The sequence below is a fragment of the Segetibacter aerophilus genome (genome assembly GCF_007991655.1).
Lineage (GTDB): Bacteria > Bacteroidota > Bacteroidia > Chitinophagales > Chitinophagaceae > Segetibacter > Segetibacter aerophilus.
The window spans coordinates 199744-218117 of the sequence record NZ_BJYT01000005.1 but is presented as its reverse complement, the minus strand read 5'-3'; the positions used below and the strand labels follow the sequence as shown (position 1 = coordinate 218117).

General features: G+C 39.1%; 14 protein-coding genes. 8 read left to right on the top strand and 6 right to left on the bottom strand.

What is annotated here, in order from left to right; genetic code table 11:
• The 3 genes from rpsG to SAE01_RS08355 form a co-directional block, all read right to left on the bottom strand.
• Complete coding sequence (gene rpsG, locus SAE01_RS08365; protein ID WP_147203297.1) at nt 1–468, bottom strand: 30S ribosomal protein S7; 468 nt, start codon at nt 466–468, stop codon at nt 1–3.
• 57 nt (nt 469–525) lie between these two features.
• The gene (gene rpsL, locus SAE01_RS08360; protein WP_147203296.1) at nt 526–906 is read right to left on the bottom strand and encodes a 30S ribosomal protein S12; all 381 of its coding nucleotides are present in this window, start codon (nt 904–906) and stop codon (nt 526–528) included.
• 222 nt (nt 907–1128) lie between these two features.
• A complete protein-coding gene (locus SAE01_RS08355) occupies nt 1129–2193 on the bottom strand; it encodes a branched-chain amino acid aminotransferase (protein WP_147203295.1) in 1065 nt (354 codons plus the stop codon).
• Between the two features lie 63 nt (nt 2194–2256).
• Here SAE01_RS08355 and SAE01_RS08350 point away from each other — a divergent pair, with 63 nt between their 5' ends.
• The 4 genes from SAE01_RS08350 to SAE01_RS08335 all read left to right on the top strand — a co-directional run bounded on the left by SAE01_RS08350 (nt 2257) and on the right by SAE01_RS08335 (nt 4543).
• Entirely contained in the window at nt 2257–2808 is a 552-nt protein-coding gene (locus SAE01_RS08350) for a hypothetical protein (RefSeq protein ID WP_147203294.1), read from the top strand.
• Nucleotides 2809–2992: 184 nt separating this feature from the next.
• Nucleotides 2993–3589, top strand: coding sequence for an RdgB/HAM1 family non-canonical purine NTP pyrophosphatase (rdgB, locus tag SAE01_RS08345; RefSeq protein WP_147203293.1), 597 nt, complete (start codon nt 2993–2995; stop codon nt 3587–3589).
• Nucleotides 3590–3737: 148 nt separating this feature from the next.
• Entirely contained in the window at nt 3738–4061 is a 324-nt protein-coding gene (locus SAE01_RS08340; RefSeq protein ID WP_147203292.1) for a hypothetical protein, read from the top strand.
• A gap of 47 nt (nt 4062–4108) precedes the next feature.
• Nucleotides 4109–4543, top strand: coding sequence for an acyl-CoA thioesterase (locus SAE01_RS08335; RefSeq protein ID WP_147203291.1), 435 nt, complete (start codon nt 4109–4111; stop codon nt 4541–4543).
• A 34-nt stretch (nt 4544–4577) separates the two neighbouring features.
• Here the strand turns inward: SAE01_RS08335 and SAE01_RS08330 are convergent, their stop codons facing one another.
• Both SAE01_RS08330 and SAE01_RS08325 read right to left on the bottom strand, forming a co-directional pair.
• A complete protein-coding gene (locus SAE01_RS08330) occupies nt 4578–5318 on the bottom strand; it encodes a shikimate dehydrogenase family protein (RefSeq protein ID WP_147203290.1) in 741 nt (246 codons plus the stop codon).
• A 2-nt stretch (nt 5319–5320) separates the two neighbouring features.
• Complete coding sequence (locus tag SAE01_RS08325; RefSeq protein WP_147203289.1) at nt 5321–6088, bottom strand: phosphosulfolactate synthase; 768 nt, start codon at nt 6086–6088, stop codon at nt 5321–5323.
• Between the two features lie 142 nt (nt 6089–6230).
• Here SAE01_RS08325 and SAE01_RS08320 point away from each other — a divergent pair, with 142 nt between their 5' ends.
• From SAE01_RS08320 to SAE01_RS08310, 3 genes are all read left to right on the top strand, one after another.
• Complete coding sequence (locus SAE01_RS08320) at nt 6231–6743, top strand: peroxiredoxin family protein (RefSeq protein WP_147203288.1); 513 nt, start codon at nt 6231–6233, stop codon at nt 6741–6743.
• Between the two features lie 69 nt (nt 6744–6812).
• A complete protein-coding gene (locus tag SAE01_RS08315) occupies nt 6813–8459 on the top strand; it encodes a PQQ-dependent sugar dehydrogenase (RefSeq protein WP_147203287.1) in 1647 nt (548 codons plus the stop codon).
• 498 nt (nt 8460–8957) lie between these two features.
• On the top strand, nt 8958–13568 hold the full coding sequence (locus SAE01_RS08310) for a translocation/assembly module TamB domain-containing protein (protein WP_218029117.1): 4611 nt from the start codon (nt 8958–8960) through the stop codon (nt 13566–13568).
• Between the two features lie 36 nt (nt 13569–13604).
• Here the strand turns inward: SAE01_RS08310 and SAE01_RS08305 are convergent, their stop codons facing one another.
• The gene (locus SAE01_RS08305) at nt 13605–14822 is read right to left on the bottom strand and encodes a bifunctional 3,4-dihydroxy-2-butanone-4-phosphate synthase/GTP cyclohydrolase II (RefSeq protein ID WP_147203285.1); all 1218 of its coding nucleotides are present in this window, start codon (nt 14820–14822) and stop codon (nt 13605–13607) included.
• A gap of 212 nt (nt 14823–15034) precedes the next feature.
• Here SAE01_RS08305 and SAE01_RS08300 point away from each other — a divergent pair, with 212 nt between their 5' ends.
• Complete coding sequence (locus SAE01_RS08300; RefSeq protein ID WP_147203284.1) at nt 15035–18184, top strand: TonB-dependent receptor; 3150 nt, start codon at nt 15035–15037, stop codon at nt 18182–18184.
• Nucleotides 18185–18374: the final 190 nt, after the last annotated feature.

The following is an 18374-nucleotide window of genomic DNA, read 5'->3' as shown; positions in this document are numbered from 1 at the left end:
TTAAACTTTAAAGTGAGAAAAAGCCTTATTTGCTTCTGCCATACGGTGCGTGTCTTCTTTCTTTTTGAAAGCTCCACCTTCACCCTTGCTTGCCGCAATTATCTCGTTAGACAATTTTTCTGCCATACTACGCCCGTTTCTTTCGCGACTAAAACGCACCATCCACTTAATACTTAATGAAATCTTTCTGTCTTGGCGGACTTCCGACGGAATTTGGAACGTTGCACCACCTATACGGCGGCTTCTAACTTCAACACCAGGAGTAATATTAGCTAGAGCTCTTTTCCAGATCTCATAACCATCCTCCCCGGTTTGCTTAGATACTCTGTCAATAGCATCATAGAATATTGTCAAAGCAATGCTCTTTTTACCTTGCCACATGATGTTGTTCACAAAACGGGTAACCAGCTTATCGTTAAAGCGAGGATCTGGGGCTAAAGGAATTTTTTTAGGTTGCGTCTTCCGCATGTTCTTTTATTTTATAGCAGCAAGCTGCTTAGTTTATTTAATTTTAAATACTTAGGGCTACTTCTTTGCTTTTGCTTTCTTAGTACCGTACTTAGAACGACTTTGCTTACGGTCTTTAACACCTGCAGTATCGAGGCTTCCGCGAACAATGTGATAACGTACACCAGGCAAGTCTTTTACACGACCTCCACGAATAAGAACAATAGAGTGTTCCTGCAAATTGTGTCCTTCGCCGGGGATGTAAGCAATAACCTCAATCTTATTAGTCAAACGCACCTTCGCTACTTTCCGTAAGGCCGAGTTTGGTTTTTTAGGAGTAGTTGTATATACCCTAGTACATACACCACGACGCTGAGGACAAGCATCAAGAGCTCTCGACTTGCTTTTTGCCTTTATAATTTCTCTACCTTTTCTTACTAATTGTTGTATTGTAGGCATCTTTACCTTTTAAATTTTTCGGATTGCAAAAGTAGCCCCGGTAAGTTGAAATTCCAAAACTAGAATAAAAAAATTTCGGGATCAGTCGAATTCCACTACTATTCTTAATAATTATCCAATTCTTTTAAGATATCTTTTTGAGTCTGGCGGTTTTAATATTTATCGATTTCTCTAATCTATCAATTAAACATGCAAACCTCGGGGCTTAAAAAAGTTAGTCTTTTAAACCCTAAACATCCAACCAAACCGATCTGCAACTTTTGAATTTCTAATGTCATTCAAATTTCTCTTTAACTCCGGGGAAACAATCCACTTTGAGACATCAAACTCCATCACGTAATCTTTATATCTTAATTCCTTTATGGGAGATATAGTCGCAGCAGTACCGGTACCAAAAACTTCCCTTAGTTCACCAGCTTTGTGAGCTTTAATGACATCATCAATGCTTATTCTATCTTCTATAATCTCAAATCCCATTTCTTTTAAAATAGTAATTGCACTATCGCGTGTTACACCTGCCAGGATTGTTCCTGATGTTAGCTCAGGAGTATAGGCTTTATTGCCAATTATAAAAAACACGTTCATTGTTCCGATCTCCTGCACGTATTTGTGTTCAACAGCATCTGTCCACAACACCTGGTCGTAACCAAGCTTGTGTGCTTCGGCCGCAGGAAGTAAACTTGAAGCATAATTTCCAGCTGCTTTTGCGAAACCAATTCCTCCTGGTGCTGCCCTTGAAAACTTTTCTTCCACATAAATACGCATTGGCTTACTATAATAAGGACCAGTGGGACTTAATATAATCATGAATTTGTAAGAGTCGGAAGGCTTCACTCCTAACGTAGCTTCCGTGGAAAACATAAATGGTCTTATGTACAAGGAATGGTCGTCTTGGTTCGGTATCCAATTCTTATCAATCTGTACCAGCAACCTCATTCCCTCCATAAAAACTTCCTCTGGAACTGGCGGCATTCTTAACCTTTCAGCCGAAATATTGAAGCGCTTGTAATTATCTATTGGACGAAAAATAAAAGCATTCCCCTCATTGTCTTTATAAGCTTTTATACCTTCGAAAATTGCCTGACCATAATGTATAGCAGCAGTAGACGGATCTAGCAGTAGGGGTTGATATGGTTTAATTTCAATATTTTTCCACTCACCATCTTCATAATCCGCTTCAAGCATATGGTCTGTGAAATATTTTCCAAAGGGTAAATTTTCGAAAGAAAAAGACTGAAGCTTACTCGTTTCCGCCTTTTGCACATTTATCTGGGGAGCTGCAACCATAACTATTAATTTTGTTGCAAAGAAACGAAAAATGCCTGCACAGGCAACAAATTTTGGTGTAATATGAGTGAAGAAAAGATTCAATTGCCTGACTTTTTAATTGCAGAATTATACAAGGGAAGCCTTGTTGACCTTCAAACTTTTAACTCAGATACTGACTACAGCAAGACAGAAGAAAAATCATTGGAAGTGAGGGAGCCGATAGCAACTACCCAAAAAATATCGTTTTTAGGAGAAAATAAAAAAGGTGTTATAGTTATAGTCTATCAACTTGATGCTGTTTTTTTGAAGGAAGAAGACCTTGCCTTTTTAACCAATATTTTAAAAGCCTGCCAATTGAACCTAGCGGATATAGCTATTATAAACCTTTCAAAGCAGGAGATTGACTATAATACCTTGCAAGAGCAATTGACTTCTAAAACCATTCTTTTGTTTGATGTTGAGCCATCAGCACTAAAGTTGCCTTTCATGATACCTGCTTTCCAGGCACAAAAATTTTCGGGCTCAACTATTATGGTCGCTCCTTCGTTGTCCCTTATTAACAAAGCTGGTTCAGAAGGCAAACTTTTGAAGACGAAATTATGGACAAGCCTTAAAGTTGTTTTTGATCTTTGACAGAAATCTAACTATTTAAACGATAAGAATAGTGCTGTGTTACCAAAGCTTGTGCAAAGCAACAGTGACAAATTAAATGTAGTGCTGATACTATAAAAGCTCAATCAAAATTCTGCGATCAAGTCTGCATTCTTTCTTTTTTGATAATTCTTGTTTTCTTAAATAAAAAATTTATCACCACTACATGGAAGATTTAATTTTTGCTACAAATAATAAAAACAAAGTTGAGGAAATAAAAAGCCTGGTTGGAAGTCGGTTTAAGGTAATTTCTTTGAAGGATGCAGGAATAGAAATAGACATTCCGGAGCCATTTGACACTTTAGAAGAAAATGCCGCAGAAAAGTCTAAAGCTATACATGCTCTTACCAGCAAAAACTGTTTCAGTGAAGATACAGGGTTAGAAGTAGATGCACTAAATGGTGAGCCCGGAGTGAAAAGTGCCCGATATGCAGGCGAAGGAAAAAGTGCAGATGACAACATAGAGAAACTACTAAACGCATTGATAGATGTACAGAACAGAAAGGCACAATTTCGAACAGTTATTTCCCTTATAATTAACGGCAGTGAGCACTTTTTTGAAGGAGTATGTGAGGGCGTAATTACAGAAGTTAAAAAGGGCAATATGGGCTTTGGTTATGATAGTATTTTTGTTCCAAACGGGGCTGATAAAACTTTCGCAGAAATGCAATTGGAAGAGAAAAATAAATTCAGCCATAGGAAAAAAGCAACAGAAAAAATGGCCTCATTTTTGTCCAGAATTGGGAAAAATAGTTGCAATTAGAGAATAGATTTCAAAAAATTGCAACCAAATGAATAATAGGGCCGTCATTACAATAAAGAAAGCATTTGCTATGTTATATAGTTTATAGTTTGCTGTTATCCTGAGACAAACGTTAAATTAATATGGTATCGAGTAAAACCAACGAATTATGAAAAACAGTTCTTTAGAAAGCCACCTTTACAGTATCCCATCTAACCTTGATCAAAAGGGTTTAGAAAACTTACAGAAAAAAAGTATATCTCCCTCCAAAACGTTTAATTCTACAATGACAGAACAGCTGATTGAACCGCCTGCGCGGGTTTGGGATAAGATTGAGAAAATTTTGGATGAACAAGATTACAGACGGAGTAATGCAAATAACATAATTGCATCTTCTTTTAGCAATAAGCCTAACTACAAAAAATCCAGGTTTTATCTAGCGTCTGTAGCTGGCTTAGGTTTGGTGGCCGGGTTATTTTGGATTATTCGTTAATTCTCTTGTTATCTCGTTTCTAGTAATAGGGCTGAGATCATTATTACATGGAAAGAATCAAAGTTTCCCTTCCGCAGGAGTTCCGTTTTTCTACTACTTTAAAGATTCGCATAACTGATTTGAACTATGGCGGGCACGTTGGCAACGACGTGTTTCTTTCGCTGGTTCATGAGGCACGCCAGCAATACCTTAATCAATTTGGTTATTCAGAATTGGATATGGAAGGGGCCGGATTAATTATGGCAGACGCTGCAATTGAATATAAACGCGAATTGAAATACGGTGATGAGGTACAAATATCAGTTGCGGCAGCAGGAATGGATAGGCTAGGTTTTGATATTTTTTATAAGATTGAGGTGAGAGTTGGTGAAAGCTGGGAAGTAGCCGGGAGAGTGAAAACAGGAATGTTATGTTTCGATTATACAGCCAACAAGAAGGTTTCTGTTCCGCAAAAAGCTATTGAAAAAATAGGTTTTTTATAGTTTTTTTAATCAAAGCTCCGTCGGTGGCAATTGCTTAATTTTCGTTCCAAATGTTCCAGCTTTCTTCTGCCTGGATGATCAACATATCTGCACCGTTTTTTATGGCCGCTCCCATCGATGCACCTTTTTTCAGAAACAAAGTTTCACCTGGATTATAGACGAGATCGAAAAGATAATGATCAGTAGTTAAAAATTGATAAGGGATATCAGGACAACTATCAACCTGGGGATACATGCCCAACGGAGTGGTATTAATAATAAGCTTGCTTTCTTCTACAATCTCCTTCGTTAATTCCTTATAGCTCACACTGTTCTTCTCTTCGTTATTTTTTCTGCTAACAAAATAGTAGTTGATCCCCAGTTCTTCAAGAACATATGCCACGGCAGCAGCAGAACCACCCGTGCCTAATATGAGCGCCTTCTTGTGAATTTTTAAAAGTTTGGGAGAAAGAGATTTTTTAAATCCTATTACATCAGTATTATAGCCCGTCAACTTTCCATCTCTTATTTTAATGCAATTGCACGCTCCCACTTTCCTAACTGGTTCAGTTTGCTGATGCAGAAATGGTATTACTGCTTTTTTATACGGAATCGTAACGTTTATTCCTTCAAGGTTGGGCTTGTCAGATAAAAGCTGGGGGAACTTATCAATGCTATCAATCGGATAAGCCTCATAAGAACATCCAACAATGCCTTCTTTTGAAAATTTTTCTGCAAAAAAAGCCGGGGAGAATGAATGGGATAACGGAAAACCGATTAGGCCGAATTTTCTCATTATTAATTTTTGTTTTCGAGGTATAAATGAAAAGTATCTCCCCGTAAACCAATTCGCATGGCTTCTAGCGGAATTATTTCAGTCGGTGCTATATTTCCAAGATTTACATTACAGCCAATTAATTCGAGAAAGTATAGTTGCTGATCTTTCTGAGGCGCCTCCCATATTATTTTCTCTGCCGGTATCTGGGTCAAAATTTCCTGCACCAACCCTTCCCTAACCTCTCCCGAACCCCTGTAAATACCTACAGTTCCTGCTTCCCTGGCTTCAGCAATCACGTAAGTCGATCCAGCCTCTAATTCAGCGCGCATTAGTTCAATCCATTTATACGGTGGAATAATATGAGCCGCGTCTTTGCTTCCAACCTCACTTAGTACAGTTCCAAATTTGGTAAGTTTTTCTATGTACCCACATTTCTCCGCATGCGGTATGGTTATAGATCCATCGCTTACTTCCACGTGCTCAACACCATAATCTTTTATCATCGTGATATATGCGTCAAACTGATTTCTTATTAAAAAAGCTTCAAAGAGAGTACCGCCAAAATAAACAGCCATTCCAGCCTTTTGATAAACCTCTATTTTTTGTCGGAGATTTGGAGTAACGAAAGCTGTACCGAAACCGAGCTTGACTATATCGATGTGACCAGAACCAACACTCATTAAATTTTCAGCTTCCGAAAGACTTAAGCCTTTGTCCATAATCATTGTTAATCCATTTTGCCTTGGTTTTGCTGTTCTTTCTGGTATTTGGCTCAAGTTAAAATTCATTTCTCCGGTAGTTAGTTTAGAGCGCCAAAAATAGTGATTGAAGGTGAAATTGTAATTTAACAATCGGCTAGCCCCAAATACATTTTCCTAAGCTGGTATTCTTTATTTTTGGTTGAATATTTGACAACTAATAATAAAATTCATGCGCTTTATAGTCATCCTATTTGCATCGCTATTTCTGTCTTTGTTTGTTACCGCTCAAACTAACACGAGCACGAGTGCACCTGATACATTGGCGCCATACCAAAAGAAGCCAACTATACCGCCCTTTAGAATTCAAACGCCAGATAGCAGTTGGTTTAGTAAGGTCAATTTGAAGGATAAAAAGCCAACGCTGATTTTATACTTTAGTCCCGACTGCGGCCATTGCCAGTTAGAGACAGAAGAGGTGATAAGTAAAATGAAAGATTTGAGCAACTTGCAGATTGTGATGGTTACCAGCCGGCCTTTTCAAGACATGGTCAACTTCGCAGACCATTACAAAATAAACCGCTTCCCATCCATAAAAATCGGAACAGATCCATCACGAATGGTAACCCAATTTTATGCAGTTAAATTTACCCCGTTTTCAGCTCTGTATGATAAAAACGGCCAATTGGTAAAAGCGTATGAAAAAGGAATTGACATGCCCGAGCTAATCAGCCTGATAAAATAATTTTCGGTCATGTTTTGAAATAGTGAGGAGGGTATAATTTCTGATACGAGAAATTATAATCACACCGTTATGAAAAATACTTTACTACCTTTTCTTTTATTGATTGCACCGGTATTTGTTGTTGCGCAACCCCTTATTTCATTTCAGCCTATTGTATCAAACTTGTCTCAGCCGGTAGATATGGTAGAGGCAAACGACAATTCTCATCAATTTTTTATAGTAGAGAGAACCGGTAAAATACGTCTCTGGAAAAATAATCTCCTTTCAACAGCACCTTTCCTTGATGTCACTCCTATAATTACCGCTTCCGGCTCAGAGCAGGGATTACTAAGCATGGCGTTGCACCCCGATTATAAGAACAACGGGTATTTTTTTATCTACTATACAAATACTGCTGGTGCTATTACTGTCGCCCGTTATCAGCGCGCTAATGAAAACACTGCAGACCCAGCCTCAGGTGTGGTTTTGCTAACAATACCTAAGCGATTTCCAAATCATAACGGTGGTCACCTATTATTTGGACAAGACGGATATTTATACTTTGCTACAGGTGATGGCGGCTCAGCCGGCGACCCGGACAACAACGCTCAAAACGGTCAATCTCTACTTGGAAAAATGATACGTGTTGACGTTAACAATCCTGTAGCTCCTTACTATAAAATTCCACCTACGAATCCTTTTATAGGAAGTTCTACCACAAGAGAAGAAATCATCGCTACAGGTTTAAGAAACCCATGGCGCTGGTCTTTTGACAGACAAACCGGGGACATGTGGATTGCAGACGTAGGTCAGAATTTATGGGAAGAAGTCAATGTGGTAAGTTCATCGAGCATATTGAATAAAGATTACGGCTGGTCGTGTTTAGAAGGCACCCATGCTTACAAGGGATGTGCTGCTAAAGAAAACAATGTCTCACCTATTTTCGAGTACCCCCACAACAACTCTAGCGGTGGATTTTCTATAACAGGCGGATATGTGTATAGAGGTTCAGAGTTTACTTCATTGCAAGGGTATTATATCTGCAGCGACTTTGTAAGTGGCAACGGATGGCTAATAAAACCAAATGGCAACGGAGGCTGGAGTGCTACAATGCAGGCATCATGGCCACAACTTTCTTCATTTGCAGAAGGGCTCGATGGTACACTATACGCCTTGGCGCTAAGCGGTACCATTTATAAAATTAACGCCGGCAGTGCTTTGCCTTTGAAACTAATTTCCTTTGTAGGAAAATCTGCCGGAAATATGTTCGAACTAAAATGGCAGGTGCAAAACGAGACGGCAGGAGACGTTTATATTGTTGAAAGAAAGACAAGTTCCAGCGAACCTTTTACCGAAATAAGCAGGACAAAAGCATCTATAAATTCATCGCTAAATAACTACTCTGTAAAAGTACCGGCCTCTCAAGGTCAAAGCTTTTACCGCTTGAAAACTATTTCTATGCAAGGCCAGTCCAGTTATTCCGCGGTCATCAGTGCTAATAATAAAATTCCTCAGCTGGTTAAGGCCACTGTTATCGGTTCAAGCCTTAGTGTCGCCATGCCTTCAGGTACAACGATGATAGAAGTTTTCGATGCATCGGGCAAAGCTTTGAAAAAGCAAAAAGTAAATGCGGGAGAAACTCACATCGTAATACCATTTAACAATATAGCCAAAGGAATTATTTCTTTAAGGGCTACAGTGAATGGCGAAAGGCAATCGATACAAATAGCCTATTGATGAGTGAACGGGTAGCGCAATGCATCAGCTGTGAGTAGAGTTTAAAAATGTTGTTACCGGCATTAGTAACTCTTCTCATCCTTTGTTGCGTCGCACTCTTGAACTATTATTTATATAGCGTCAAGATCAGGCTTTTCCGCAGGTTAATCGTAGCATTTTATTTGCTTCACATCCGTCAACAATCAATTGCGTGCAATGGAAGGATTTGTATAGCAGTATCAATCTATATGTTATTATTTTGTAGAATTTGGACTGCAGTTTGTGTCGCGGTTCGGTTTCTTTATTTTTACAAAAATCAAATTTTACTTTCTGAACAAATTTCTTATCATAACAGGGCGGATTGTTTTAAGCATTATTGCGTTATTGCTTTTTATATGGCTTATCATTCAAACCTCGTTTGTTCAGACAATTATAGTTAAAAAGGTTGCCAAACGCTTATCGAAAGACCTACATACTGAAGTAAAAATAGATCATGTTAATTTTACTTTATTCAACAGCATGAACCTCGAAGGTACCCTGGTTAAAGACCTTCGAAAAGACACCTTGTTATATGCAAACAAAGTAAAAGTCAGAATTACAGATTGGTTTTTTCTAAAGGACGAACTTGTTCTCAAATATATCGGTCTTGAAGATGCCTATGTTAACATGTATCGCAAAGACTCAGTTTGGAACTACCAGTTTCTTGTTGACTATTTTTCTCCCGCTACTCCGAAAGACAAAAAAAAGAAAAGCAACCTAAAATTTAATTTGAAGAGGCTCGATTTTAAAAACATTGCTTTCGTTCAAAAAGATGAATGGGTTGGAAACCTAATGGAAGTCAGGGCTGGCAACTTACAGTTAGAAGCCAACGATATCAACATAGATAAGAACCTTCTTGACATAAAACAGATTGATTTAGAAAGACCTTTTTTCTCTGTAACAAGCTTTAAAGGTTTAAGGCCTGTTTCTGCTATTACGACAAAGAAAGAAGCGAACGGGATGTACTTCAACAAAGGCGACCTTCGCCTGCTTGTTAATAAAATCAACATTAAGAATGGTACTTTCCAAAGCTTAAAGAGTTTAGATCGGGCTCCCTATTCTTACTTCGATCCGCTCAACATGCGCTTCGATAAAATAAATGGAACCTTTTCAAAAATCAGTTTCATAAAAGATACTATCAAAGCGAGCATAGACTTAGCCACAAAAGAAAGAAGCGGATTTGATTTGCGAAAACTGAGGACTTCCTTCAAACTTACTCCACAGATAATGGAGTTTGCAAAACTTGAACTAGTTACACCCAGAACGCGCTTGCAAAATTATTTTTCCCTTGGTTATAACGACTTCACGAAAGACTTTTCGAATTTCGTTGAGAAGGTTACGATGGATGCCAGGTTTAATAACTCGGAAATTGATAGTGATGACCTGGCATACTTTGCGCCTGCGGCCAAGACGTGGAAAAAAAGAATAAGTTTATCAGGAAACGGAAAAGGAACGATTGGAAATCTTTCGATAAAGAACTTGTTTGCAAGAGCCGGTGGTAGCACGTCGGTCAGTGGCGACCTCACTATGGTTGGGCTTCCTGATATTAATAAAACCTTTTTCAATTTTCAGTCTGGAAATGTTCAAACTACTTACCGTGATGCTGTGGCTTTTTTACCTGCCATCGGCAAGATTGAGAACCCTTCACTTTCCAGTTTAGGCCAGGTAAAGTTTAAAGGCAACTTTAAAGGAACGATTACAAAGTTTGCCACTACCGGTGCTTTCAGTACGAACCTTGGCGGTTTCCATACTGATATTCAAATGGAACTTCCAGCCAAAACTGCAGCCGTCTATCATGGTCACCTGGGGACAGATAAATTTAATCTTGGAAAATTTCTACAAATCAAAGACATGGGCACCTTGTCTTTTGATGGAAGCGTAACGGGAGTCGGATTAACAGTTAACAGTCTGAAAACAAGTGTGACCGGAAAAATTAGCCAGTTCAACTTCAAAGATTACAACTACCATAAAATAGATATTGAAGGAACATTTGCGCGCCGGCAGTTTGATGGAACAGTGAAGATCGACGATGAGAATATAGATTTCGTTACTACCGTTAAAATGGACTTTCGAAATGCACAACCTCATTTCAACCTGCTTGCAGATCTTGCTCACAGTGACTTTCAAAAATTACATCTGTATAACAAACAGCTTGAACTAAGTGGCTTGTTTGACTTAAACTTTAGTGGTAAAAACATTGACCAATTCCTGGGATCAGTAAAAGTCTTTAATGCTAATCTCATCCAGGACAGTGTACAGTTAAACTTCGACTCTCTAAGCCTGCAGTCAAAGTTTGAAGGCAGGCGCCGATTACTTTCTTTAACCAGCAACGAATTTGATGCATCAGTCGAAGGGGAGTACAACATCCTTGATTTGCCTAACACCTTCCAGATCTTCCTCAATAAATATTACCCTGCTTACATCAACAAGCCGAGGACTAATGTGAAGGATCAGCAATTCAACTTTATAATCAATACAAAAAATATTGCAGGCTATACGCTGCTCTTCAATAAAGATTTGACCGGTTTTAGCAATAGTAGTATATCCGGTACCATCAATACAATTGATACAGTATTTGAATTGAATGCAGACGTACCGGCTTTTGCTTTCAAGAAGTATAGGTTTAATAACATAGCCATTAATGGAAGAGGAAACCTCGACATCCTACAGCTGAATGGAAACATTGAAAACATCTGGCTTAGTGATAGTTCAGGATTTCCAAACTCAACTATTAGCATTTTGTCTCAAAAAGATTTATCACAGATAAGTATTAAAACAAAGGCAAATAGCACACTTAATGAACTTAACCTTAATGCAGACCTGACCACTTTTTCTGATGGAGTAAAAATAAAATTCAACCCGTCGGACTTCGTTATCAACGACAAGCGTTGGATACTAGAAAAAGAAGGGGAAATCAGCATCAGGAAAAATTTTGTTTCCGCGGAAAACGTAAGGTTTACTCAAAATGAACAGCATATTGAGGTAAAGACTACCTACGATGAAGAGTTTAATAAGAGCAATTTGCTTGTGACCTTGCAAAGTTTAAATATTGGTGACTTTGCACCGTTCCTTACTACCAACCCGAGGTTAGAAGGGCTGGCTTCGGGACAAGTAATTATGAGGGACTTTTTTGGAAAGTTTAAAATAGATGCCGACATAAAAGCAGAACAATTTAGAATTGATAATGATTCAGTCGGAGTTGTAGGTATTAAAGGAAACTACAACAGCAGCAATGGCAAGATCGGCTTCAATGTTGCCTCTGATAATGAGTTTTATAAGTTTATGGCGGACGGAAGCTACGACCTCGCTGATACGACCGGCATTCCTTTGCTTACTTCCATCAAGCTGAATAACACTAAGATTAATATTCTTAATAAATTTCTTAGTACCATTTTCACCAATGTCCAGGGCTTAGCTACGGGAGAATTACACATAAACGGTAATCCTAAAAGGCCCGAACTTCTGGGGCAGGTTACTTTAACAAAAGGAAGCCTTTTAGTGAATTTTACTAAGGTTGAATACTTTGTTGATGCGGCAACCTTCAATTTTACGGAAGGGGCAATAGATTTTGGAACATTCAATATCAAAGACAAGTTTGGAAACGTGGGCCAGGTTTCCGGAAAGCTATATCAGCACCAATTTAAAGACGTAAAATACGATCTGGATCTAACCACAAAGCGGATGCTTTTAATTGATACAAAGGCTAACGACAATAGTCAGTTCTATGGTACTGCAATTGGCAAAGCATCTTTAAACATCAGTGGTCCGCAGGAGAACATGCGGGTTAAGATAACGGCGGAACCTGTTGATAGTTCTCATATTTACATTCCTACCAATACAACCCGGGAAAGTGCCGAAGCAGACTTTATCGTTTTTAAGAAATATGGCACCGAGATGAAGGAAGCTGTTGTAGAGACAGAAAGCAATATAACCGTCGACCTTGACCTTACCGCAAATTCGTTTGCCAAGATTGATGTGATTCTGGATCCTGTAACAGGTGACATTATTAAAGCTGTTGGAAACGGAAGATTAAGAATACATGCGGGTACAACTGATAACATGACGATTAACGGTCGTTATGATATCCAGAAAGGAAGCTACGATTTCAACTTTCAGTCTTTTATAAAAAAGCCATTTATTTTAAGAGAAGACGCTGGCAGTTTTATAGAATGGAATGGCGATCCTTTCAATGCGAAACTATCTGTGGAGGCGTTATATGTTGCTGAGAATGTTCGTCTCGGCGATTTGGTAGGAACGCAAAACTTGAGCGGAACAGTTCAAAGCTACCAGGGAGATGTATACGTAGTGGCGAACATTACCGGCAACCTGCTAAAACCAAATATTGATTTCGCCCTTGATTTTCCCGCTGGCTCCCAGGTAAAGAGCGATGAGACTTTCAACCAATTTTTAACCAAATTGGAAAAAGACAATAATGAGATGTTGAAGCAGGTTACTTACCTCATTGTGTTTGGTTCATTTGCGCCTTACGGCGAAGGAAGAACTCTGGGGGCAAATTTTGCTACCCTAGGTTTCAATACTATTTCGGAGTTAATTTCAAAACAGGTAAATAATGTAGTGTCCGGCATTCTATATAAAATTACGGGCGACCGAAGTTTACAGTTTGATGTAAGCACCTCGGTGTACAACAGTAGTAATCTGTTCAGTGGAAATGTAACAGCGACCAATGCGATTGACCGACAAAAGGTGAATTTTAAGTTAGGCAAGAGCCTCTTTAATAATAAAGTGATTGTAACGTTTGGCGGCGACATCGACTTTAGAATGGGAACCAATACCGCCACTTCACAACAGCTAGGAAACCTTCAATGGTTACCTGATTTAACTGTAGAAATCGTTCTGTCTAAAGATCGAAAAATCAGGGCAATTGTGTTTAGCCGAAACAACCTCGACATTTCTACCGGCGCGCAATCAGTTGGCCGTCGCAACAGGCAGGGAGCAAGTATTTCTTATAGAAAAGATTTCGAGCACATTTTCCCAAATAACAAAGAAAAGCCCGTTGAAAAACGAGACACTGTGCCCGCTGCAGTTCTGCAACCGGTCACTATGATTAATAGTGAGGAAGAGAAGAAGTAAGATTTATTGCCTTCTCTGTAAGAGTGACTTGATCGACTAGTTGTTTTCCAATAAATCATTTAGAATTTCGTGGCCAAGTTTATCCTTCTTAGTCTGGAGGTACTTTACGTTGTGAGGATTTGATTTTACTTCGATTGGTATAATGTCGATAATCTCGATTCCATAGCCTTTTAAACCTGCACGCTTTTTAGGATTGTTGCTCATTAGCTTTAAACGGGTAGCTCCCAGGTATCTTAAAATTTGAGCTCCCACCCCATAATCCCTTTCATCGCTTGCAAAGCCAAGATGAATGTTTGCCTCTACAGTATCCATTCCTCCTTCCTGCAGTTTGTAAGCTTTCAGTTTATTAACCAGGCCAATTCCACGACCTTCCTGGTTCATGTACAAAATAATTCCTTTGCCTTCTTTTTCTACCATTTGCATAGCCTTGTGTAATTGCTCGCCGCAATCACATCTAAAACTTCCCAGGATATCACCTGTAAAACAACTGCTGTGCACCCTTGTCAGTACCGGCTCGCTCTTTTCCCATTCTCCTTTAATCAAAGCAAGGTGTTCCCGCTCGGTACTTTTTTCACGAAACGCAACAAGCTTGAAGTGCCCCCATTTTGTCGGCATGTCTACCCGCACAATTTCTTCTATAAGGGAGTCTTTTTTAAGCCTGTATTCAATTAAATCTTTAATCGACACAATCTTTAAATCAAACTTCTTAGCTATTTCTTCTAGTTGAGGCAACCTTGCCATGGTGCCGTCTTCATTCATAATTTCTACCAATACGCCTGCCGGCTCAAAACCTGCAAGTCTTGCTAGGTCAATCGTCGCTTCGGTATGCCCTGTTCTTCGAAGCACCCCCCCTTTCTTTGCCCGTAGCGGAAAAATATGCCCGGGTCTTCCAAGCTCTTCAGGCTTTGTCGCCGGATCAACCAATGCTTGTATTGTTTTTGCCCGATCGTGGGTAGAAATTCCTGTAGTACATCCATGACCAAGAAGGTCGACAGACACGGTAAAAGGCGTTTCGTGAAGAGATGTATTGCTATTTACCATCAGTTCAAGCCCTAATTCATCACAGCGATCTTCTATAAGCGGAGCGCAAATGAGACCGCGGCCTTCCCTGCTCATAAAATTGATTACTTCAGGAGTAACCATTTTTGCAGCGATTACAAAATCACCTTCATTTTCTCTATCCTCGTCGTCGACTACTATAACCATTTTACCGCGACGAATATCCTCAATAGCACTTTCAATTGTATCTAACATATACCGGTTTGTACAAAATTACAATCAAAGAAGTAAAGTGTTTAAAATATAACAATTCTCCTTTTTGCACCAGTGGCAAATAAAATAGTGACAATTTTAAGCAGCAGATAAATGTGAATAAATGTCTCGCTTTCGTTACGATTTGTTAACAATGCACGGAATTAGATAAAGTTTTATTTGTTTTCTTTGCAGCCAAAAATTTAGCCCCATTTATGCTTATCAAAAGAATTTTACCCCTTATTCTGGTATTCTTTGCACCATTTCTTGTAATTGGTCAGGTTACTACCAGTAATATTTCAGGTACAGTAACCTCTTCAAGTGGCCCTCTGGCAGGCGCTACAATTACTGCTACCCATTTACCCACAGGTACCATTTTTCGCAGCAGCAGCTTATCGAAAGGAGTGTACAATTTGGTGAACATGATACCTGGTGGACCTTACAAACTAGATGTTTCATTTGTAGGTTACAGCACATTTTCACAAGACAGCATATATCTTGCTTTGGGTGAAAATACCCGCATCGATGTTCCATTAGCTAATACCAGCAGCACGTTAGCTGAAGTTGTAGTAACCGGAATTGGAGGAGGAACAAGGAGAAAAACCGGTGCGGCTACCAGCATCAGCCGGGCGCAAATAAATGCTCTACCTACCCTAAGCAGAAGCTTACAGGATTATACACGTTTAACTCCACAAGCCAATGGCAACTCCTTCGGAGGTGCAAGTAACAGGTATAATAACATCACTATTGATGGCGCAGTAAATAACGACGTTTTTGGATTATCCGGTTCCGGAACTCCTGGTGGACAGGCAAGTACTACACCCATTTCTTTGGATGCCATCCAGGAGATCCAAGTAGTATTGGCCCCCTATGATATTACTTACGGAAACTTTACTGGAGGGGGGGTAAATGCTGTTACCCGTTCAGGTACAAATAAAGTTGATGGTTCTGTTTACTACTTTTTAAGAAATCAAAACACAATTGGCAAAGACCCAATTACTCGCGAAAAAGCAACAAGTTTTAGTGATAAGCAATACGGGGCAAGATTTGGCGGACCAATCATTAAGAACAAATTATTCTTCTTCGTTAATGCTGAATTGGCAAGAAGAACAGCGCCAACTTTATTTAATGCAGGCGAGAACCAGTCATTATTAACCACGGAAGAAGCTAAAACTTTAGCTGCTTACATGCAGACAAAATATGGTTACGATGCCGGTTCTTATGATACCTATAATGCCCAAACTCAAAGCAATAAGTATTTTGCCAGGATAGATTGGAACATCAATGAAAAGAACAGGTTAACTATTCGTCATAACTACATTAAAGCTTATGATGACAACATTTCGCGTTCGGCAACTTTGTTCCGTTTTGGAAACAATACTTACAGGTTCAACAATAGCCAGAATATTACCGTAGTTGAATTAAGAACACGTTTCAGCAATACTTACTCAAATGATTTGATTTTGACTTCACAAAGAATTAGAGATTTCCGTAGTACTTACGGTTCTTTATTCCCGCAGGTTGAAATATCTAAAGGGTCAGGAACTATACAACTTGGTTCAGAGAGAAGCTCTACAGCAAATGAGCTTGATCAAGACATCTACGAGCTCACTGATAACTTTAAAATCTTCAAAGGTAAAAACACCTTTACTATCGGTACCCACAATGAATTTTTCAAGTTTAGAAACCTCTTCATCAACAACCTCTACGGAAGATGGAACTTCAACAGCCTAAACGATTTTTATAACAATAATCCGCGGCAGGTACAGGTAACATATTCTAACATCCCCGGTGAAACAAAACCTTCGGCAGCGTTTAGCGCAGCGCAATTAGGATTTTATGCTCAGGATGAAATCCAGGTAAACCCTCAATTTAGAATTACCGCAGGTTTACGTCTCGACGTACCTGTTTTTGGAGACAAGCCAGGGTACAATCCGATAGTCGACACGACTTTCAAAGGGAAATACAATACATCTAACATTCCTAACGGGCAGCTATTGTGGTCTCCAAGAGTTGGTTTTAACTACGACGTTACCGGACAAAAAAGTCTGATTATCAGGGGTGGAGCCGGTATCTTCTCAGGTCGTGTTCCATTTGTATGGATCTCCAACCAGTTTTCTAACTCAGGTTTGTTGCTGAATACTATAAACGTTTCTGACAATACGGCTACTCCGGCCAACGAAGTAAACAACGGTAATGGCTTTCAACCTGATCCTTTAAAACAAAGCACTTTAGGTACCGCAGGTAAAACTTTTGAAGCGGACGTGATTGATCAGAAATTCAAATTGCCTCAAGTGGCTCGTTTCAATCTTGCCACTGACATAAAACTTCCTGGTGGAGTAATGGCGACTTTTGAAGGCATTTATTCTAAAACCCTCAATAACATTTTATACCAGGATGTAAACTTAACTGCACCTGTAGGTGTCGTTGACCCGGTGTATAATAATGGAGCTGATAAAAGAATAGCCTACTCAACTTCTACAAACGGTAGAAGACTTAATCCAAATATTACTAACGCAATTTTAATTACAAATACAAACCAGGGTTATACTTACAACCTGACTGCTCAGTTTAGTAAGACATGGAAAAATGCATTCGTACAGGTAGCCTATAACCACAACGACTCAAAAGACGTAAACAGTGGAGCAAGTTCGACTGCCCTGTCCAACTGGGAATTTGTGCAGGTGGTAGGTAATCCCAATGCACCTCAGCTATCGAAATCCAGTTATGCTTTAACGCATCGTATTACGGGAGTGATGTCATTCAACCTGAACTACACTAAGTTTATGAGAACTTCTCTTGCCTTCTTCTATTCAGCGAATTCCGGCCAGAGATTTACTTATGTTGTAAATGGTGATCTTAACAGTGACGGTCGTTTTGGTAATGATCTTATTTACATACCAAGAAATACAAGTGAAATTAATTTTGTTGATTTCCTTAATACCAACAACACCGTTAGATATACTGCCGCACAGCAGGCTGCTGCATTTGAATCATTTGTTAGAAATGATAAATATCTAAATAGCAGAAGAGGTGATTATGCTGAAAGAAATGGTAGCAGCACACCTTGGGAGCATGTAGTTGATATGCGTTTCGCACAAGATTTTTTTGTTACGAAGGGCGAAAATAAACACACGCTTCAACTAACTTTTGATGTTTTCAACCTTACCAACCTTTTAAATAAAGATTGGGGAAGGCAATACTTTGTAGGTAATCAGGCCTATAATGTATTAACAGCAGTTAATAGAACAACCGGAGCAAATATTGGTAAAGGGTATAATTTCAGTATCGGACAAGATCCGTGGAATATGAACTTTAGTTCAAGGTTCCAGGGGCAAATTGGCCTTAGATATTCTTTCAACTAATACAACAACTTTTTGTTTCTCGATTAATAAAAGCTTAATTGAAGCGCTTTTAACAGTTTGTAAGTATTTTTGTTTCTCTAACGAAAGAGGCTGCCGGACAAGCAGCCTCTTTTTAATTATATTAAGATATAAGATAATAAGATCAGCTCCTTTTGAAGTAGGTAGGTAAATCACAAGTAAAAAATAAACC